Annotated in this window: 18 protein-coding genes; 13 read left to right on the top strand and 5 right to left on the bottom strand. The window is 40.4% G+C overall.

Going from position 1 to position 21,579, the window contains the following annotated elements; all coding sequences use genetic code 11:
- The first annotated feature begins 2 nt into the window (after positions 1-2).
- From N288_RS09725 to N288_RS09740, 4 genes are all read left to right on the top strand, one after another.
- Complete coding sequence (locus N288_RS09725; RefSeq protein ID WP_009790960.1) at positions 3-881, top strand: peptide ABC transporter permease; 879 nt, start codon at positions 3-5, stop codon at positions 879-881.
- The gene (locus N288_RS09730; protein ID WP_009790961.1) at positions 874-1,800 is read left to right on the top strand and encodes a peptide ABC transporter permease; all 927 of its coding nucleotides are present in this window, start codon (positions 874-876) and stop codon (positions 1,798-1,800) included. Before N288_RS09725 ends, N288_RS09730 begins: the two co-directional genes overlap by 8 nt.
- Positions 1,801-1,988: 188 nt before the next feature.
- Positions 1,989-3,083 (top strand): L-dopachrome tautomerase-related protein, encoded by a 1,095-nt coding sequence (locus N288_RS09735; protein WP_009790962.1) that lies wholly within the window; start codon positions 1,989-1,991, stop codon positions 3,081-3,083.
- A gap of 877 nt (positions 3,084-3,960) precedes the next feature.
- Positions 3,961-4,938, top strand: coding sequence for an SDR family oxidoreductase (locus tag N288_RS09740; RefSeq protein WP_035401017.1), 978 nt, complete (start codon positions 3,961-3,963; stop codon positions 4,936-4,938).
- Positions 4,939-5,189: 251 nt separating this feature from the next.
- On the opposite strand, the gene N288_RS09745 is transcribed toward N288_RS09740, so the two are convergent.
- From N288_RS09745 to N288_RS09765, 5 genes are all read right to left on the bottom strand, one after another.
- The gene (locus N288_RS09745; protein WP_009790966.1) at positions 5,190-6,254 is read right to left on the bottom strand and encodes a Ger(x)C family spore germination protein; all 1,065 of its coding nucleotides are present in this window, start codon (positions 6,252-6,254) and stop codon (positions 5,190-5,192) included.
- Positions 6,251-7,375 carry a GerAB/ArcD/ProY family transporter gene (locus N288_RS09750; protein ID WP_009790967.1) on the bottom strand — a complete coding sequence of 375 codons (1,125 nt, stop codon included), beginning with the start codon at positions 7,373-7,375 and terminating at the stop codon, positions 6,251-6,253. Before N288_RS09750 ends, N288_RS09745 begins: the two co-directional genes overlap by 4 nt.
- On the bottom strand, positions 7,376-8,869 hold the full coding sequence (locus tag N288_RS09755; protein ID WP_009790968.1) for a spore germination protein: 1,494 nt from the start codon (positions 8,867-8,869) through the stop codon (positions 7,376-7,378).
- A gap of 908 nt (positions 8,870-9,777) precedes the next feature.
- Positions 9,778-9,936: a YjcZ family sporulation protein gene (locus N288_RS25640; protein WP_156917049.1), complete on the bottom strand. Its 159-nt coding sequence runs from the start codon at positions 9,934-9,936 to the stop codon at positions 9,778-9,780.
- Positions 9,937-10,125: 189 nt separating this feature from the next.
- A complete protein-coding gene (locus N288_RS09765; protein ID WP_009790972.1) occupies positions 10,126-10,956 on the bottom strand; it encodes a protein-glutamine gamma-glutamyltransferase in 831 nt (276 codons plus the stop codon).
- Between the two features lie 425 nt (positions 10,957-11,381).
- Here N288_RS09765 and N288_RS09770 point away from each other — a divergent pair, with 425 nt between their 5' ends.
- The 9 genes from N288_RS09770 to N288_RS09810 all read left to right on the top strand — a co-directional run bounded on the left by N288_RS09770 (position 11,382) and on the right by N288_RS09810 (position 21,527).
- Entirely contained in the window at positions 11,382-13,076 is a 1,695-nt protein-coding gene (locus N288_RS09770; RefSeq protein WP_009790973.1) for a M3 family oligoendopeptidase, read from the top strand.
- Between the two features lie 308 nt (positions 13,077-13,384).
- Positions 13,385-14,494, top strand: a complete 1,110-nt coding sequence (locus tag N288_RS09775; RefSeq protein WP_022543753.1) for a restriction endonuclease — start codon at positions 13,385-13,387, stop codon at positions 14,492-14,494.
- Between the two features lie 301 nt (positions 14,495-14,795).
- Positions 14,796-15,764 carry a tRNA dihydrouridine synthase gene (locus tag N288_RS09780; RefSeq protein WP_035400989.1) on the top strand — a complete coding sequence of 323 codons (969 nt, stop codon included), beginning with the start codon at positions 14,796-14,798 and terminating at the stop codon, positions 15,762-15,764.
- 220 nt (positions 15,765-15,984) lie between these two features.
- Positions 15,985-16,242 carry a hypothetical protein gene (locus tag N288_RS09785; RefSeq protein ID WP_009790976.1) on the top strand — a complete coding sequence of 86 codons (258 nt, stop codon included), beginning with the start codon at positions 15,985-15,987 and terminating at the stop codon, positions 16,240-16,242.
- Positions 16,243-16,555: 313 nt separating this feature from the next.
- A complete protein-coding gene (locus N288_RS09790; protein WP_009790977.1) occupies positions 16,556-17,530 on the top strand; it encodes an SIS domain-containing protein in 975 nt (324 codons plus the stop codon).
- Between the two features lie 57 nt (positions 17,531-17,587).
- Entirely contained in the window at positions 17,588-18,868 is a 1,281-nt protein-coding gene (locus tag N288_RS09795) for an ABC transporter substrate-binding protein (RefSeq protein WP_009790978.1), read from the top strand.
- Positions 18,869-18,931: 63 nt separating this feature from the next.
- On the top strand, positions 18,932-19,816 hold the full coding sequence (locus N288_RS09800) for a carbohydrate ABC transporter permease (protein WP_009790979.1): 885 nt from the start codon (positions 18,932-18,934) through the stop codon (positions 19,814-19,816).
- A complete protein-coding gene (locus tag N288_RS09805) occupies positions 19,816-20,706 on the top strand; it encodes a carbohydrate ABC transporter permease (protein WP_009790980.1) in 891 nt (296 codons plus the stop codon). The genes N288_RS09800 and N288_RS09805 overlap by 1 nt, the downstream gene beginning before the upstream one ends.
- Positions 20,706-21,527 (top strand): PfkB family carbohydrate kinase, encoded by an 822-nt coding sequence (locus tag N288_RS09810; RefSeq protein WP_009790981.1) that lies wholly within the window; start codon positions 20,706-20,708, stop codon positions 21,525-21,527. Before N288_RS09805 ends, N288_RS09810 begins: the two co-directional genes overlap by 1 nt.
- Positions 21,528-21,579 lie beyond the last annotated feature (52 nt).

The raw sequence follows: 21,579 nt of genomic DNA on the forward strand, positions 1-21,579 counted from the left end.
CCATGTATTATATTAGAAGCATACTAACACAAACTGCAGGATTCCTTGTTCTGTTGCTGGTTGCTGCACTGCCATTATATCTATATAACTTGGATGGGAAGGTCATTTTTCTTCCTTCAAATATTCCAGGCGAGGTACTTGCTTTCATAAAAGGTCTATTTACAGGTGAGTCCTACTATTACATGCAGGGGGACAGAAGGAGATTTTTGCTTTTTGACCTATTGAGCTTTTTTAGTGTCTCATATGTCTATGTCTCAGTCTCATTAGCTATTGTTATTGTATTATCCTTTATTTTTGGTATATGGCTATGGAAGAAAAGTGAAAAGTGGGTAAACTCCATATTAGGATTTGTGGGGTTTATACCGGATTTCATTTTAGTTTTAATGCTTCAGCTTTCTGTTACCTATATTTATAAACAAACTGGTATGCGCGTTGCAAAGGTTGCTTCGTTATCGCTCGAGGAACCGGCCATTTTACTGCCCGTTTTGACGTTAACGATCCTGCCCCTTTTGTATTTAGTCCGTTCCTTAAACGACCGCACTTTTGAGGTGGCTTCTGAAGATTACATACTAACAGCTGTTTCCAAGGGACTTACGAAAAGACAGATTTATCTTTACCATGTGACCAGCAATGTACTTCCTTTTTTAAAGGCTGATATCTATAAGATTGTGGGGATAACGACAGCTAATCTTTTTATTATCGAGCATCTTTATAATACAAGGGGGTTAACGGAAATCCTATTCGAATATCCGGTGAACTTTGGCTACCAGTATAACCTCGTAGTCATTTCCCTGCTTTCTTTTTTTATCCTTTATATCGCTGTGCTATTTACGATGAAGTTCATTATTTTCGGAATAGAGAAGGTGTTATTGCGTGGGTAAATGGAATCTGAAATTAAAAGCAGGCATACTGCTGCTCATCTTCTTCTTCATCCTTTCATTAATAGGTCCTTATATTGCCCCCTATGGAGTAGACGAGCTTTCCGATGTTCAGTACGTAAAAACAGAATCAGGAAATAAATTAATAGCACCTCCATATCCTCCATCCGAAAATCACCTGTTTGGCACAGATCAATGGGGCTATGACATTTTATCCCTCCTTTTATATGGAGCCAAGTATACTTTTTTCACTGTATTAATCTGTGCTTTTTTGCGTTCCATAATAGGTGGTGCGTTTGGGCTTTATTTTGCTGTCAGCAGCAGGTCGTTTACTGGCAGGAAAGAAAGGAAAAAGATTCCCAATCTTTTAAGCGGATTTCCTGTCTTTATTTTTGTCTATTTTGTTCTCATCCGCTTGAATTTTGTTCCAGTATTGGGCGAAAACTCCTTAATCCTTCTCGCTGGGACCCTTATAGTGATTCTTGGAATTAATGGAGTGTACAATGTCGTATTTGCCAAAACAGCAGAATTAAAAACCAATCTTTATGTTTTAGCATCTCAAACGATAGGCGGGAGCCGGTGGCACATTGCTAAAACTCATATTCTACCTGCACTGAAAGGCCAGCTCATGATTATCTTTGTGAATGAAGTAATACTGGTCCTTCATTTAATTGGGCAACTGGGCATATTCAGTATATTTCTCGGCGGGACATTTGTCCGAATGGATCCAGTTATCTATATCTCTATGACAAAGGAATGGGCCGGGCTCATTGGCCAATTTAGATCGGCTTTCTATTATTCTCCCTGGGTCATCCTTTTTCCGCTAGCTGCATACCTCTTGCTGCTGTTTTCATTTTACTTAATTCTCCAGGGGTTTGTTCAGAAGGAAAGGGTTAAGCATAGGAAGGCGCCTATAATATAGCGTATGTCCGGGGCTTTTCCGAAATACTCTTGCTTCCTGCTCATTGAATTCTTTTTGCCCCGAAACTGGAAATTTTTAAAACAATAAATTAAACCGCCTTACATATAGATACTTACCAAGAAACATGCACTAGAAAAGAATTACATCATATATAGGTTATATCCCGTTTGAGGTCTGAGGAGGATATTATGAAACCTATATTACCCAGTGAAAAATATTTCGGTAATTTAGAATTGGTGTATGCATTTTATGGGCCTATGCCTACAGGTGTTACGGTTTCAGAAAATGGCCGTATTTTCGTTTGCTTTCCGAAATGGGGAGACGATGTTGAATTTACGGTGGCTGAAATTGTTGGGGATCAATTGCAGCCTTATCCTAATTTACAAACCAATTTGGTTAACCCCGGGAATGTCACAATGACTTTCATCAGTGTCCAAAGTGTAGTTGCGGATGGTTTGGGCACACTTTGGGTACTGGATACAGGAGCACCTAATTTTTCTGTACCCATTAAAGGCGGGGCAAAATTAGTGGCTGTTGATTTAAAAACCAATACGATTAGAAGGGTATATACCTTTACAGATGATGTTGTCCTGCCAACGACTTATCTGAATGATGTACGATTTGATTTTCGTGTTGGAAAAGCAGGTTATGCCTATATCACGGATAGTTCATCAAGAGGGCCAGGAGCTATTATCGTCGTAGATTTAGCAAATGGAAACGCATTTAGACGGTTGAATGGAGCCCATTCAACTTCGCCTGATCCCTATTTTATACCGAAAGTAGAAGGCCAAATCTTAATGAACCGAAACAAAGACGGTTCAATTTCTCCATTTAGATTGGCGTCTGATAGTCTTGCGATTTCTCCCGATGGAAAGATAGTATATTTTGCTCCACTAAGCAGCCGCCATTTGTTCTCGATCTCAACAGAAGCCCTCAGGGACAGAACGATACCGGACACGGATTTACCTTATCATGTGGAATATTTGGGTGAAAAAGGGGCATCTGATGGAATGATTACCGATGCAAAAGGAATCGTTTATGCCGGAGACTATGAAAATAACAGTATTCGAAAGATATTTCCGGATGGAGCAATCGAAACCATTGCACATGATCCAAGAATATTATGGCCGGATACTTTTTCAATTGGCCCTGATGGATACTTATATGTCATTGTAAACCAATTGCATCGGCAGGCCAGATTTCACTATGGAAGAGATTTACGGGAAAAACCTTATAGTTTACTTCGTATGTATATTGCGGAATTACCTGCTCCAGCCTTTTAACCATGAGGGTCTACTTCCTTCACTGCAGCAGGCCTTTTTAGTTCGCGCTTGAACCATAACACATATAATAAAGTGTACAAGTGGCTGAGATACATTCTGTGAAAAATAGGTGCCTGACCCCACATTATTAAAGCTTTAAAGTCTGTGGGGTCAGGCACCATACTTTTCAGGCATTTACTTTTATTCGAATCGTTATAACACCCAATTTTACATATTAGATAATAGGGAAGTTGAAACCATACTCGGGGTTAGTGTAATAAGGCGGTCTCCAACCTATTTCCGGCATTGGCCAGGAATGATTGATATAATCCATCCTTACTTTTTGATCTGAATGATTGACCAGCAATAGTTTTACTTTAGGACTAAACTCGAATTTCAAATGGCTGCCTCCTTAACATTTTTTCTTACGTTTTACCTTATTCATACTAATTGGATATGGAGCATGTACCACTTTCCTAAAACGGGTCATGAACAAACACCTGAGCCGATAGAAAGAGGGTTTTACTTATTGGAAAACAGGCACTTCGGTCAGACGCCCAACATAGGTTAAACATAAAGTTTTAAATCCAGGAGGTTTCCTATGAGTCAAGAAAATCAGAATCGCGAAATGCCGCAAGTGGATCAAATGCAAGATTTCGCTTCCACGGATCAAGATATGATGGATCAAATGCCGGAAATGAACCAATCGCAAATGTATCATCCTCCAATGTATCAGATGCAGCAAGCCAATCAGATGCCGCAGTACCCGATGTCTCCAATGCAGCAAGCCAATCAGATGCCACAGTATGTTATGCCGCAAATGGGCCAGCATGCTGGTAATGGGAAAGGGCAATATCAATACGAAGATATGATGGGACAATATCAACACGGCAACATGATGGGCCTGAAGGAGCAAAAGAAGCTGCGGCAGATCCAGCAGCTGCAGCAAGCATTTGATGCAAACAAAGTAGAACACCCATACCCGATGTATCCTAATTATGGAAAAATCATCCAATATGAGGAAATCCCATTTAATTTACCTGAACAGCGCCAGCTTTTCCATCCTGGTGTGGAAAGATTAATGGTACCCCGGCCGATCATCGAAAATCCCAATTATAAAGGAAGCGGAAAATTAAAGGGAAAGGTTGCGCTCATTACAGGCGGTGACAGCGGTATTGGGGCTGCGGTAGCGATTGCGTTTGCCAAGGAAGGCGCTGACGTAGCCATTGCTTATTTAAATGAACATGAGGATGCAAACCGCACCAGAATGAGGGTTGAACAACTTGGCCAGCGCTGTTTATTAATGCCTGGGGACTTGCGGGATAAAAGGCAATGTGTCGCCATTGTAGAGCAAACGGTAAGGACATTCGGCCGCCTGGATATACTCTGTAACCATGTGGGGATTCAGTTCCAGCAGAAGAGCTTGACGGACATTACCGATCAGCAATTTGATGACACATTTAAGGTAAATATCTATTCCCACTTCTACACAACAAGAGCCGCTCTTCCTTATATGAAGCCGGGAAGCTCGATCATCCAAACTTCATCTGTTGTGACTTATGTTGGCGAAAAACAAATGATTGATTATACTGCTACAAAAGGCGCCAACGTAGGATTTACCCGGGCACTGGCCAAAAACGTAGTGAAAAAGGGAATCCGAGTTAATGCAGTAGCGCCCGGACGGATCTGGACGCCGCTTATCGCTGCGAGCTTTTCGTCAGACCAAGTGGCGGTATACGGAGCCTTTAATCCTATGCAGCGTGTGGCCCATCCATTTGAATTGGCTCCAACATATGTATATTTGGCATCCGATGATTCACGCTTTGTCACCGGCCAAGTGCTGCATGTGGACGGCGGAGAATCTACTCATTCATAAAAGAAAGCTAAATTTCCGAAATCTAGTAAAGCGCAGCCGATTTCCAATTATTGTGGGGAATCGGTTTTTTATTGGTATGAACCTTGAAAAAACCGCTCTACTAAGGAGCGGTTTTTACAAACGGATTATTCTGGCCCCAGTCACGCTTTTTTCTTAGGTATCTTAGACAGGGTACCAGCGAAGCCGAAGACTTTATCATAGAGAATCCGGCTTTTATTTTATGCAACAATCCTCTTTTTGAACATATTCTCTTAGATGGATAGTGGTTCAAGTTTCAGGTGGCACTCAACTTTAATGTTTGCATTCGCCCAGAACTTGCGCCAATCTTTTTCTGACATTGGCTTTGCAAAAGGTGATGTCGCCTGCCGGCCAATTTCAAGGGGATCTACTTTTAATTCTTGGAATTTTTTAAGCAATGAAACATTTCCCTCCTCCATATAATGCTCAATCTCGTCATTTAATTGATAAAGGCTAGCTTGACTGTCCAGGGTTTTCGCGCCTCGGTATTCATCAATTTTTGCCCGATAATAAATTTTTAAGGTAACAGTATGGTCCATCAGATTTACTCGTGTTTCAACCTTTGAACGGACTTCCCCCAGAGAGACATCCAAAGGATCGATGACCATGTTTTTAAGAAATTTAGGATGGCTAAGAAGCTGAAAAAATTGGTCTTGTTCCTTATCCGTCTGCCCTTTAAGCTTTCCATTGCTGAAAAATCCAGTTCCCTCATAACTAAAGCCTTCTTTATCCATATTAAAAACCGGTATAAAGGGATCTGAAAAAGGAGTGTAGGACTTTTCCATAAATTCATGGATATTAGTAATAGTAATTTCTCCTTCATTATCCTTTTCGTAATGCTTGAGCTTCCTGTAAAGGTAGTAATCCAGATCTTTCTGCTTTTTCATTTGATTTTTCACAAACGCTTCGATATCACCTCTCATAACTACAAGGAAAACACGGTGCGAAACTTCCGGATCGGTTAAGAGCATGTCTACCAAGGGTACAATTTCATTTCTTGCAATTTTTTCATCTATGAACAGCATTCTCAGCTGTCCCAGCCTAATCTCCCGGTAATACTTCATATTAAATTCTTTTCTAGCCTGCTCTAACATTTTGACATCAGCGGAAAAGAATTGTCTTTCTTCGTTCATGGCAGGAGGAACCAGTGTAGAGACAGTTATCCTCTCTTTATCTTCCCCTTCTTCAACTGCCAAAAAGGTAACAGGTGCAATTTCCTCGACTGTATTCTTCTGATCTGTAAAAGAACAACCCGATAAAAGGTATATTAGAGTTAAAAAAATTATGGGTGCCTTCATAGGCGGGAACGCCTCCTCTTCCTTTTATTGGCTGCAAAGAGGAGAGTTGGAACGAGTATGTAGGTAATGGATCCAGTCCATAATTGCAGGTTTGTCCAGCCGTTAAGTTCCTTTCCTTCTCTCCAAAAGAGCTGATCTATTATGAATAGACATCCCAGGACAAATAAGCTGACTGCATATAAACTTCTGCGGGCAGTCTCCTTATACTGGGTTCCTGCAGAAATTCGAATAGCGCCGTATAAGCAAAGGAGAAAGAAGGAGGCAAAGAAAACATATTGGAACATTTGCAGAGAAATCATGATGATTTCTACTCTTTCAAAAATAGGTGACTGAAGGTATTCAACCATATTAACAACTGGAAAACTGATTTTCCCCAAGTACGGCGATCCGAAAAAAAACAGGCAGGCGATAAAAATTACCGTATATTGTAATATTGAAAGTAAATTGGCGATGGATAAATATTTCAGTGTCTTCTCTTTCGCATTGATCCATGGCAGCAATAGAATTAAATATTCCGGGCCTGATAAAGAGGACCAGACCATTAAGGTCCCTTTCCAAGGATGATGAGCCAAATCAACTGGAATCAAAGGGTATAAATCATGAATATCTGCTATAGGAGGAAGGAAATTCGGTATATAAAGAATAATTATCCAAAATGTACAAAAAAAAGCAATTATACCGAAGCGGAGTGTTTTTTCCATCCCTTGACTGGCAATATAGGTGCATGCCAGCATAATAAAAAGGATCAGCCACGGCCGCCGTATAGCTGGAAAAATAAATAAATGAACAATTTCAACGTATCCAAGAACGATAAAACATAACTTGATTAAAATGACAGCAATCCCTGTAAACGCGATTATCCTTAGTATTCTTTCGCCTAAAAGTTTGGCGAATCCTTCATAACCTTGCTGTGGGTCCATATAAGCTAGGCTTTTAGATAAGACAAACAGGTTAAGTTGAGACAGAATCCCTATGGCCAAAATTCCGAATAATAAATACGAATGCTGCAGTAACTTTGGTAACAATAAAACAAAATAGAGAATGTGGGATTGATGGACAAATGTAATTATATAACCATTTCCCAATTCAGCTGTCTTATCAAATAATTTGATTGCCCCCATTTACTTGTCATCTCCTTGTTTATATCTCCACTTAAAGAGAGGATGCACATGTTTGGGCCGCTTTTTCATCCATGTAATAGGAGCCCGAATGATGAAATCCTTCCAATCCCTCCAATAGAGTGGTGCAACCGGAGCCAAATATGGCTGCTTCAAGCTTGTGAGCCCATTAAGGTGTGCGAGCATGAAAATCAAACCTAAAACAATTCCCGGAATGCCGAGCAAGGAGGCTAAAATTAGGAATCCAAATTGAATCAATGTGTTTGTCTTGCTCAGCAGATAATTGGGAACCAAGAAAGAAGCAACTGCAGCTACTCCTACCAAAACAATTAATACCTTGCTTACAAAACCAGCTTCAACAGCTGCCTGGCCGATCACTATACCTGCGATTGTCCCTAGAGTTGTGCTGGTTTTATTAGGCATCCTTAAACTGGCTTCCTTAATGATCTCCAGCACCAGCAGCATTAACAACCCTTCCCAGAAGGGGCTAAAAGGCAATTTACTTCTTGATTCTAATAAAACAAACAGAATCTGAAGCGGGATTACCTGATAATGATAGGTGGTTAAAGCTACATATAGAGGAATTAATAAAAGGGACACCACGTAGCTGATATAGCGGATGCATCGCAGAAAGCTGGCGACTAACCATCGGTGAATATAGTCTTCAGGCGATTGAAAAAGATTAAAAAATGTTATCGGTGCAACTAAAGCAAAGGGTGTATTGGCTACTAGAATCACAATTTTGCCCAGTCCGAGAGAATAGGCACATTGATCCGGCCGGTCTGTCTGCTGAAATTGAGGAAAAACGGAATGGATATGATCCTCCATAAATGCAGCTAATTCTGACTGTTCAAGAATGATATCAAAATTTACTTTTGAAATTTTTTCACGAGCTATATCAATTATATCCGGATTGGCTATTCCCTCTATATACATCATTACTACCTTAACTTTAGTAAGATATCCGGCGGAAAAATTCTCCGTTTTGAGTTCTGTGAGAGGAAGCCTTCTTCTAAGCAGGGTGACATTCTGGTCAATCTGCTCCGTAAAGCTGTCTTTAGGGCCGTATAAAATGGTTTCTGATTCCGATTGTTCAACATTGCTCCCTAAAGGATTTTCAAGTGGAACGGCCAACCAGTTACCCACAGTGTCATGAAGAAGAACATGGCCCTGCATCAATAGCTTCTGGGCTTCATCTAGTCCTGTAACGGAATCAGCCTTTGCTGTAAAAAGGCAGGTATGTATCATTTCTTCTGGACAATTTTTGATTGGCTGTATGATGGATTCATTTAATCTTTCCTGGTCTATCAATGTACTGATATAAATAATTGTAACTTTCCGGTCTCTATTGATTCTGTGTTCTATCAGCTCTCCATCATCCATATTGGAAATCAGGTCCTTAAGAGTTTCAATCGATAAATGATCTCTTTTTTGAAGCAGCATGTTGCCGCCTTTTGTTTCATGCCGGATTTTTCTTAGTCTTTTTGTCCAAAACATGTATTTTATCCTCACCTAAAATCTTTAATTGATTCTGCTCAATAACTCTCTTGATTTCCGGTTTAGTCTGTCCGCGATGACTCTTTTTATCCATTTCTAAATTTAGAAAAAGCGGCTGCTCATCATTAGAAAATATATTTGAAGAGCCTGTATATTGCACGTTGAATTTAATAAGGGTGTTTGTACTTAAGTGAAGGATATATTTCTTATAAGCAAGAGGCAGGAAAACGGGGATTTTATTTCTGCCAAAATAGATGTTTATTATATTAGAGAAGGTGATCTATAAATCCTCCCATAAGAAAGACACCTATTAGTTTGAGGAAAAGAATTGTTGATTATCTATTTATTTTGCTAGTAATGTACGCGGGTTATTGAGCTAAAGGGGCAGGTTCTTTTGTTGAGGGAGGATAGTGATAGAAGGATTTTTATAAATAGAAAAAGAATATAAACATATTCATCCAAAATTAGGGGGATTGTAATGTGGAAAGAATTTGTCAATTCCATTTCTAAGGAATATCATTTTAAAGACCCTGCAACAAAGTTTGAGATTGCTCAAATTCAATAAGAATTAAATGTTGAATTACCAGAAGAATTAACAGCCTTATTTAATGAAACAAATGGTGTGTTTGACAACTGGAATTGTCCTTTGGTTTGTCCAGCTTCCCAAATGATTAAGGACAATCTATTTTATAGAAATTTTAAAGATTATAGAGATATTTATATGCCATTTGATAATCTTTCAGACGCAGGCAATGGCGATTTATTTTGTTATTTTGATAGGAAGAACGATGAACGCCTAATAGAATATGAGTTTAATGTTTTTCTTATATAAAAATAAGGCTTGAGGAGTTCCCCAAGTCCCTAGGTTGATCATTATTTTCACTTATTCTTTGCAATAAGCACTGAAGTTAGCATTTTTTATCGCAGTAAAAGCCTGCCCCCACAATGATAAGTAAAATAAACAGAACTACAATTAAGAAAAAATCGTTCCGGTGACTAGGGCAGCTGTAGCTATATGCAGGATATGGAGCTCCATAATCATATGCTGGGGATGTATAGGCAGGCATTGGAGCGGCATTAGGAGCAACGTTTGGAGGAACATTTGCACTAAGAGTCGGCGGTGCGTTAAGATTTGAATACATGTATCATACCTCCCTCGAGTAATGAATTTCTCTATATAGTACTCTCGAAGGTGAGTTTGGAGCCCGTCTATAAAAAAATGGGCGAATGTCCGGGTGATTTGATCTGACCGGTTATTAGATCGAATAATAGAGATAGTGTACATATGAAATGGAGCTTTTGTTATGGTGCACGATTGGACGCTGGGGTTTGTATGCTGCACTGTTCCTTTGCCAGCCTGCCGCTCTTAATAAATACTTGAAAGAAGGCCTGGTCACCAATTTTGTTATATATGCTGATTGCTGACTGTCCGGTTTTCTCGTCTCATTAAGGAGCCGAATCATTTCTTCTGATGTTCTAATATTAAATCCGTGTCCAAACAGCCTGCCATCCTCAAGGAGCACAGCATTAACACCCCTGAAATGTGGTGTTTTTCGATCAAAGTCAGGATTATTTACGTACAGGACGTCTCCAGGTATAAAATGATCAGAGTAAAAGGTGATGATGCCCAGGTCTGTATCTGTATGCCAGCTGTAAAGATAAAGATTTTGAAACAGTGAATTAAACCTTTCGCTGTCGATACTATTCAATATGGCATGGTAATAGATGATTGGAATAGCTGTCGCGCATTCAAATGCATAAAATGAACCGTTTCGAAAAATATCTATAATTGCATCAGCCGGCCGCACATCAGGCCTTAAAAGAAATCCGCCTGCTCTTGTTAATTGCCAGTACCTGGGATTGCAGCGGGCATATTCAAAGCTTGTAAACACAGCCTGACTTTTGTCCATTTCTTTCGCGCTTTGAATAATGTTCTTGCGCACTGTAAGCTCAAAAAGTAATTCATACTCGGAATTATAAGAATACAAAACTGGTGCAGACTGCATCTGCTGCAGGATCGTCTTCTCAACACTTCCAAGCTGGCCATTTTCTTGAATTTGAAAAGATACCCCTGATATCTGGATCATACAATCCCCCAATTCCTATTTCGCTTTTCTTTGTGCTCATTTCTATCGTATTCTCTTATTTATGAATCATGTTAAAAAGAGCCAAGGGGTCAGGTCCCTTGGCTCAACAAACAAATCCGCTAAGGTAATTGTTGTTTCAGCTTAAGGAGTCTGAGAAGAATTAAGAAGGTACAGCTGATTATGTTTATACTGGAGAACTTCTGCTCGGTGAAGGTTAGAAGAGGCAAAAAATAATAATGGCAAAAGTACGCATTTCTTCTGAAGATGGCTTAAATGCGCTTCCTTAGCCATTCTTGATGGTTTGGAACAACAGCAGCGATATTATATTTCGAAAAACGAAATTTTTCTTCAAAACTAAAAGGAATTTGTCTCATTCTGCCGAAATATGTACGTATGATATTTTTACTGCATAAGGAGGATCTTTGATGAATTTTAATGACTACCCATACACAAGACCTAATATGGAAGAGGCAGAAAGAAATTTTAATCAATTATTAGAGAAGTTCCAATCTGCGGAGTCCTTTGAAGTCCAGGACGCCGTAATGAAAGAAATCAATGAGCTGCGTTCTGAGTTTGACAGCATGAGGCAGATTGTGCAGATCCGTCAGACGATTGATACGACAGATGAGTATTATAAGAAAGAAAAGGATTTTTTCAATGAAGTGGGACCAGCCTATAAGGGTCTGATCACAAAATTTTATGAGGCCCTTACTGCTTCTAAATTCCGCTCTCAGCTGGAGGATAAGTGGGGGAAACAGTTATTCCTATTGGCGGACAGCCAGTTAAAGACTTTTTCACCTGATGTGCTGAAGGAGATGCAGGAAGAAAACAAGCTGGTTAGTGAGTATGTTGATTTGCTTGCTTCTGCGAAGATCCCATTTGATGGGGAGGTAAAAAATCTCGCTCAGTTAGTTCCTTACCACCAATCACCTGACCGCAGCATCAGGAAGGAATCCAATGAAGCGAAGTACAGCTTTTTTGTTGAGCATGCCGATCAGTTGGATGATTTATACGACAAGCTTGTAAAAGTGCGTACCCGTATTGCCAAGAAGCTGGGATTCTCTTCTTTTACAGAGTTAGCTTATGCCAGGCTTTCACGAACGGATTATGATGCTGAAATGGTAGCAAAGTTCCGTGACCAGGTGAAAGAGTATATCGTTCCATTAGCCACCAAACTCAAACAAAGGCAGCAGGAACGTATCGGCGTCGGAACATTCAGGTATTACGATGACAGCTTCAGCTTTAAGACAGGAAATCCTGATCCTAAGGGAGATGCGGAGTGGATTGTCGATCAGGCGAAGAAAATGTACGAGGAAATGTCCCCGGAAACGAACGAGTTTTACACTTATATGGTGGAAAACAACCTGATGGACCTGTTAAGCAAAGCTGGTAAAGCTGGCGGCGGATACTGCACCTATATCAGCCAGCATAAGTCACCATACATTTTCGCGAACTTTAACGGAACCAAAGGCGATGTTCGTGTATTAAAGCATGAAGTGGGGCATGCTTTCCAGGTATTTGAAAGCCGTGGATTTGAAGTGCCTGAGTACGGGTTCCCTACGCTGGAAGCATGTGAAATCCACTCCATGAGCATGGAATTCTTTGCCTGGCCATGGATGGACCTCTTCTTCGGGGAAGATACGGATAAATACAAGTTCTCTCATTTAAGTGAAGCGGTTCTGTTTATTCCTTATGGTGTAGCAGTCGATGAATTCCAGCATTTTGTCTATGCTAACCCGGAAGCAACCCCAGCTGAACGCAAGCAGGCCTGGAGGGAAATCGAGAAGATGTACCTGCCGCATCGCGATTATGAAGGAAATGACTTCTTGGAAAATGGCGGCTACTGGCAGCAGCAGGGACATATTTACAAAGTTCCTTTCTATTATATTGATTACACACTGGCACAAATCTGCGCGCTGCAATTCTGGAAGCGTACGCAGGAAAATACCGAAGAAGCCTGGAAGGATTACCTGCACTTATGCAAGCAGGGCGGAAGCCAGTCATTCACAGGCCTTGTCAAAGAAGCGAACTTGATTTCTCCGTTTGAAGATGGGTGTGTGAAGTCGGTGATTGGTGAGATTGAGGCTTATTTGGATACGGTTGATGATGAGGCGCTTTAAAAAAGGCATTTATAAGGGGATTGGCCGGTTTGGAGGGGCTAATCTCCTATTTTCTTGTTTTATCTGAACCACTCATGCGCTTTAACTCGAGTGCAATTCCCAAATGATATCGCCAATTAAACGTATGATTGGCGCCAAGAAATAAGATTGTGTGGCTTTTTATACGGGGTCATTTGCTTTTATATTAGAGGGAAAGCGCCTTATTGCTTTGTAAATCAAACAGTTATACAGCAATCTTTTTTATTAGTTAAATGTTTCTCGAGAAATTTTCTGTTATGATAATAAATAGGAAGAATTTAGGGGGTAAAATGGTGGGGTTCATTACAAAGACAAAGCTGTCAGAAGCGGTTGGGTGGTCAGAAAGTGGTGGAAGACGCTGGATTGATTTCTTTCATGATTATATTCCTTATACAAAGATAGGGAATAAAATTTCATATAATGAGAAATCTGTATATGCTTTAAAGATAATAAAACAGCTAAGCGAAAGTGGTCTCACCCAAAAAGAAATTTTTGAGGTAATTAAAGAAAAAGGGCTTCCAAATGACATTTCAGAAGTTAGTGAAATCATTAAAAATACAAATACTAATCCTAGCGACATACCATTATCAAGGGAGATAATGATTCCATTCTTGAAAGTAATTAGTACGGGAAAAGCTTTTACTTCTAGCTACATAACGGATGAATTAACAAAGCATTTTAATCTATCCGATGAACAAAGAAATCGATCATACGAAAACAGTAAAGACTCGGTTTTTATAACGAGAATAAGACAGGTTCGTTATAGTTTGAAAAAATCGAATTACATAGAAGAAGTCAGTCAATCTACATATCAAATTACATCTAGTGGTCTGTCCTTGCTCAATGATACTATATCCGAGATTCAGGAAGAAATTAAAGATATGGAGGAAGTTATTGATCCGTTTGAGGTTATGGAGGAAAAATTTATTGAGCTTAGAACGGATTTGGCCACGAATCTAATTCAAAAGGTTAAGAAAGCTCACTGGAAGAAGTTGGAGTATATAATTGTCGAATTACTGATGGCAATGGGTTATGGAGACGGTCGGATAACTGGGAAGACTAACGATGGTGGTATAGATGGAATAATTAAGGAAGACAAATTAGGATTAGAAAACATTTATTTGCAAGCTAAACGCTGGGATAATTCCATTGGGAGAGAATTAGTGCAAAGTTTTTCTGGTGCGTTAGACGATATGGGAGCGACCAAAGGTGTATTTATTACAACTTCTTATTTTACTAAGGGAGCTTTAGAATATGTAGAAAGATTACAGACAAAAAAAATAGTCCTTATTGACGGTGAGACTCTAGCAAAATTAATGATTGACTATGATATTGGAGTCAATATAAAAGAAAAATTTACAATAAAAAAAATAGATTTTAGCTATTTTGATGAAGAATAGTCTTTTCCGTTACTATTTAAAAGGGTTACAGAATAGTTAGGTGCTAGGGTCCTTAACTTTTGTCACCAACAGATTCTCTATAAATTAAATTTTTTCTTAAAAAATTATAAAGTAATTATATGAGGATAAAAAATTTGAAGTTTAAATGGACACATACAAAAATGTAATATTCAAAATTTACTTTAGTTTGATATACCTTGCCCATCCATGCTATAAGTGTATATGGAGCAAAAACTTTTGCCTAAGTTCTGGGATGAAAGTATGATAGAATATCCCATAATGAAAGGATTTGAATATCAGCATGACTAATAATTTCTGGCGTGAATTGCCACGGCCATTTTTTATACTAGCACCAATGGAAGATGTGACGGATGTTGTGTTTCGCCATGTCGTGAGCGAAGCCGCTCGGCCTGATGTGTTTTTTACCGAGTTTACGAATACGGAAAGCTATTGCCACCCGGAGGGAAACCAAAGTGTCCGCGGGCGGTTGACTTTTACCGAAGATGAGCAGCCGATGGTTGCCCATATATGGGGAGACAAGCCTGAGTTTTTCCGGCAGACGAGTATTGGTGTGGCGGAGCAGGGGTTCCGCGGCATCGATATCAATATGGGATGTCCTGTCCCAAATGTGGCTCAGAGAGGAAAGGGAAGCGGCCTGATCCTCCGTCCTGATGTGGCTGCAGATATCGTGCAGGCAGCAAAAGCGGGCGGATTGCCTGTCAGTGTGAAAACAAGGCTTGGCTACACAGAGGTGGATGAGTGGCAGGACTGGCTCACACACATTCTGGAACAGGATATCGCTAATCTTTCGATCCATCTTCGTACCAGGAAGGAAATGAGTGAAGTGGATGCTCACTGGGAACTGATCCCGGAAATCAAGAAGCTTCGTGACCGTGTGGCACCTGATACCCTTTTAACCATCAACGGAGATATCCTTGATCGCCAAGCAGGCCAGCAGCTGGTTGATCAATATGGAGTCGATGGTGTGATGATTGGCCGCGGTATTTTTAAAAATCCATTTGCCTTTGAAAAAGAGCCGAAAGATCATACTCCTAAAGAACTGCTTGATCTCTTGAGATTGCACCTGGATCTTCATGATAAATATTCGAAAGAACTGGAAGCACGTCCGTTCAGGGCTCTTCACCGCTTTTTCAAGATTTATGTGAAAGGTTTCCGTGGAGCGGGCGAATTAAGGAATCAATTGATGAATACGGATACTACGGAAGATGTGCGAACGCTGCTTGATGGGTTTGAGGGGACGATAGAGTAAAAGATTTAAGCATATGAAACAAAGTGACTGGGGAGTACAGGTTCATTTCATCAGCAGCACCTAAACAGGCTGAGACTTCAACTGATGTTGAGGTCTTGTTTTTTTCCGGTGGAGCTCAGCAGTCATCACGTGAAATTTACTGAGATGAATCCAGAGGAAAATTTTCGACGGATGAAAAAGAAATGACATCTCTAGAAATGCGCAGAGAAGGGTTTGAAGGATGCAAAAAAATCTCGTCTTGATGCTGGTTTTCCTGGCTTTAATCGGGCTAGGTACAAAAATATACTATTATTTCTTCTGGGAACAGGAAACTGAAGAGGAATATAGGAACAGAATGTTAGAGACACTTGATGAATGTCCCAGCCGGAACGGAAAATCAGGGTATTTTTCCAGAGGCACAAGAGTTGGGAAATATGATGGTGATTCAATTGAATGTGAAGAAGCATATGAATTCATGGATAAGCTATTAGAAGAATAGCTATATAGAACCTCATGACGTGGTGTCTGCCGCTTCCCGTTTTGTCGACTAAGACAAAAGGGAAGAGGCAGGCATCTTTTTTTCAATCAATGACAGAATCAATAAAAATCCTACAATATAATATAAAGCTTGTCGGAATTTGCATATTAAAATATACAGAAAATTTCAAATATACTGTTGACGTATAACATCATATGACGTACTATAATTATCAATATGATGTTATAGGACATCATAAAAAACCGGAGGTGCTAGTATGACACAATCAGTTTCTAAATCGCCAATCAAAAACAATAGTAAGGAGGGGGGAGTAATGAAACAGGAGCATACTAATCAAATCCAGATGGCCATTGAAGCCATTGAGAACAAAAATGTACAGAATGTGTTTTTCGTAGCATGCGGCGGATCGATGGCATCTCTATCTTTTGGAGATTATTTCATCACAAAAGATACGGGGAAACCGAGCTTTGTTTATACCTCTAATGAATTCGTCCATTTAAATCCCAAAGCACTAAATGAAAACAGCCTGGTTATCCTGCGCTCCCATTCAGGGACTACGCCAGAAACAGTTAAAGCAGCTACATATGCCAGGAGTAAAGGAGCTCTTACTGTAGCCATTTCTATGGATGTTGAATCTCCGCTCTGCAAAGAAGCAGAATATGTCCTTCACTACAATTACAAAGACGGATCAGATGCCATTGACGGTGAAATAGGAATCTATTACACATTCATTTTCAAGCTGTTAAAGATTTTTACTGGTGACGAAAAGTATGAGAGAGGAATTGAACAGTTAAGCAATCTGGGAGATTTGATCGAGAAGAACCAGCAGCTGTTTAGAGAAGCCGCTTTTGAATTCGGCAAACGCAATAAGAGGGAGAAGACCATCTATACGATGGCAAGCGGCGCTTATATCCACCATGCCTATTCCTTCACCAGCTGCCTGCTGATGGAAATGCTATGGATCCATTCAAATGCTATTCATTCAGGAGAGTATTTCCATGGCCCATTTGAAATTACAGACTTTGATGTGCCATTCCTCTTGATTGCAGGTGAGGGCCCAAGCAGGCCATTAGATGAGCGGGCACTGGATTTCGTAGCAAAGTACAGTGAGAAAGTAGAAGTAGTAGATGCTTCTAAGTTTAATTACAGCGGAGTGGATGAAGATTTGAAAGAGTACTTTGGACCGGCCTTAACAGGACCTGTCATGAGGCTTTATGCTGATGGCCTGGCAGAACATACAGGACATCCTCTTTCAGTAAGACGATACATGTGGAAAATGGAGTATTAATTCTATTGGAATTGGTGTAAAATCTTTAAAAATAACTATATCAATGAGGGCGATCATATGAAAAAAATGTTCAGCATTCTTTTAGTCGGCATTATCGCGGCCGGTATTATGGCTGGGTGTAACTCATCTGTTGACTCAGGCTCAAAATCGAATGGCGATGATGTAGTTATTGATTTCTTCCACCGCTGGCCAAATGAACCAAGAAAATCATTCTATGATCAAAAAATCAAAGAATTTGAGGAATCGCATCCTGGCGTCACAATTAATGTAGATTCTGTCTTGAATGATTCTTATAAAGAAAAGATACGGGTTTTAGTATCCAATGATGGCCTTCCAGAAATTTTCTCCTCCTGGTCAGACTCTTTCGCTGAAAATCTGGTAAGTTCCGGCCGGATTAAGGAACTTAATGACATCATGAATGAAAACACAGAGTGGAGCGGCAGTATTCTTGAGTCACAATATGCCGGATTTACTTTTGATGACAGCACATACGGCATTCCTTTCACAGTAGATGGAAAAGCCTTCTTCTACAATAAGGAGATCTTTGAGAAAAATAATATTAAGGTTCCAAAAACATACGATGAACTGGTCGATGTTTTAGAGCAATTAAAGTCTGCGGGTTATGAAACGCCTGTTGTCGAAGGGCTGACGAATGCCTGGGCTATCTCACACTACTTGGGTACCATTTTTGATAGAGTAGTAGATCCTGAAGTGCGGGAGGCAGACTATAATCTGGAAAGTGATACACCATACACAGATGAAGGATATATCCGCGGGTTAGAAATATTCCAGGAGCTGACTGGTTTTATGGGAGATGTGTCCACCGCAATTGACCATGAAGCTGCCAGAAATATGTTTGCTGCTGGAGAAGTGCCAATTTTGTATATGCAATTTGCTGAAGTAGGATTGGTTCAGGACATTGGCGATGTAGACATTGGATTTTTCAACTTCCCGGAAGTTACGGATGGGGCAGGACGTGCTGATTCGCTGACGGGTGCGCCTGAAGGCTGGATGCTTAGCAAGGATGCTCCTAAAGAAGCGGTTGAATTCCTGAAATTCCTGACTTCTGAAGAAACGGCCCAGGAATTTACGAAAGCAGATGGCCAGCTTAATGCTGTAAAGAATGGCGTGACGGAGGAAAACACAAGTCCTACCAGCTATGAAGCCTATCAAATAGTGTTAGATGCAGCATCTACATCACCATGGTTTGACAATGCGGTTGATATTACGATTGCCGACATCTTTATGCGCGGCGGCCAGGAGCTGGCTACGAAACAAAAAAAACCGGAAGATATTATGAAAGAGGTTCAAAAAGAAGCAGCGAAAAAGAGCGAGTAAAAGGGAGGGCCCTGACATTCGGGTGTCGGGGCTTTCTGATTATCAGGAAAGCGGGTGATAAGTATGAAATTGAGAAAAATTTCTTTGACGCCAATCCTATTCCTCTTGCCGACCGTCCTATTTCTGGGCATTTTCATCTACATACCACTCATTCAGAACTTTTATAACAGCTTCTTTGATTTCAGTGTATTTTCAGATTCAAAATCCTTTGTTGGCATGAGTAATATAAAGAAATTATTTGAAGATGAAGTAATCGGGATCGCACTATGGAACAATGTGAAATACGGAGTTATTTCTGTGGTTTTTCAAATATTTTTTGCTTTGATCCTGGCAAGTATTCTGGAAGATAAGTTGTTTCGCAGAGTCGCTCCAGCCCTCAGAATCATCTACTTTATCCCTGTGATGATTTCCATCTCTGTTATCGCCCTTTTGTTTGGCTTTGTATATAATCCGCAAATTGGATTGTTAAACAGCTTCCTGGAGTTAATTGGACTCGGGGATCTTGCAAAACCATGGCTTGGAAATTCGACAACCGCAATCTACAGTGTTATTGCCATGTCCCAATGGCAGAGTATCGGTCTAATTACAATGCTTTTCATTGTTGCCATTCAAAAAATCCCTAATGAATTGTATGAGGCATCCCATATAGATGGTGCAGGAAAAATACGCCAGTTTTTTCATATCACTCTTCCTCAAGTGAAGGAAACGATGTTTGTCAATTTGCTGATCACAGTTACTGGTTCCATCCTGGTCTTTAATGAGCCCTATATCCTGACCAATGGGGGTCCCGGCAACAGCTCAATGACATTGGCTGTTCATATGTATCAGAATGGATTCTTCAAAGACAATATGGGCTATGCTTCTTCAATCGCCACAACCATGTTTCTGCTGTCGGCCATCTTTGCCTTAGTCCAGATTAAAGTGTCTAAAACAGGAAAGGAAGATTGATGATGAAAACAGAAAATCTTCAAACGCAAGAGTTAACTTTCCCGGCCGTAAAAAGAAGGCAGCTGACTCGTAAAACGCGGCTTTCCAGAAATTTAGTTTTCCTGGGATTACTCATTTTCGCCATCATGATCCTCTACCCGCTTTTTTGGATGGTGATCTCTTCATTTAAAAGCTATAAGGAGATTTATTCAAATGTTTGGGCGCTTCCCAGTGAATGGCATTTTGAAAATTATGCATTAGCATGGGAAAAAGGGATCCAAAATTACTTTCTGAACAGTGCTTATGTTACTGGCTTTTCCATCCTGCTTACAGTTATGACAGGTACCATGGCAGCATTTGTTCTGGCCAGATACCGCAGCGGCTGGATAGATGCATCTCTTCTATTTATCATTGGCGGTTTAATGATGAATCCACAGGTGGCTCTCATTCCTTTATTTGAGATTTTATCACTATTTAATCTAATTGATACAAGGTGGGCTTTAATCCTGACGTATGTCGCTTATCGACTGCCCCTAACCATTATACTGATCCGCGCTTTTTTCATCACCGTACCTCATGAGCTGTCAGAATCCGCCTTGATCGATGGCTGCAGTGAGTTTGGGATCTATTGGCGGATATACTTGCCGCTGTCCATTCCGATTGTGATAACTTCTGTTATTATTAACGCCTTTTATGCTTGGAACGAGTTCTTATTTGCAACAGTATTTATTAATTCCAGCGAACTGAAAACGATACCATCAGGGCTGATGGTCTTCCGGGATGCATTGCGAACGGATTGGGGTGTCCTGTTATCAGGAATGGTCATTGCATCAGTCCCAATGGTTCTATTATTGATTGCCCTCCAAAAATATTTAGTGCGAGGCCTTGCAGAAGGCTCGGTGAAAGGATAATGACGATGAAATTAATGGCTGTTGGTGACAATGTTGTAGACTGCTATTTGGACCGGAACGAATATTTTCCTGGCGGCAATTGTGTGAATGTCGCTGTAAATGCCAAGAGGAACGGTGCAAGCCGTGTCGGCTATATTGGAATTTTTGCTACAGATGGACCTGCAGAACATATCAAAACTGCACTGCAAAAAGAGGGTGTCGACTTTCAGTTTTCCCGGGATGCTGTTGGGATTACTGGGCAGCCCAAAGTCGCGCTGACGGAGGACAATGACCGGGTGTTTGTGGGAGGACCTAAAGACACTGTCCAGCACCGGTTTAAAATTCAGCTGATTCCGGAGGAAATTGATTATATCAAGCAATTTGATGTTTGCCATGTCAGCTGCTATTCGTCGATGGAAAGCGAACTGGCCAAGATCGCTAAAGAGATTAAAGTTTCGTATGATTTTTCAAACCGGAAAGACCTGGAATATATTTCATCAATAGCCCCATCTATCACTTATGCCTTTTTTTCAGCTGCAGAATTATCTGAAGCAGAACTTCATGGATTTATTGCAGAACTTGCCCCTTTCGGTTTTGAGATTATAGGTCTGACGAGGGGAGGGGAGCCGGCTGTATTCGTCCATCAAGAGAATATCTATAAGCAGAAACTGAGGAAAATTAATGTTGTTGATACAATGGGGGCAGGAGACAGCTTGATTGCAGGGTTTCTGACTGAATATGTTAAGAGCGGCGATGTAGAAAAGGCGCTTGAGAAAGGAACCCTTTCTGCTGAAAAGACATGCCAGGAATATGGGGGATTTGGGTATCCCGCAAACATGTGATTCTTTTTATTTCCGGGCGGATTCATGTATAATTATTGTAAAATTGAGATAT

Source organism: Bacillus infantis NRRL B-14911 (assembly GCF_000473245.1).
GTDB classification, from domain to species: Bacteria; Bacillota; Bacilli; order Bacillales; family Cytobacillaceae; genus Bacillus_AB; species Bacillus_AB infantis.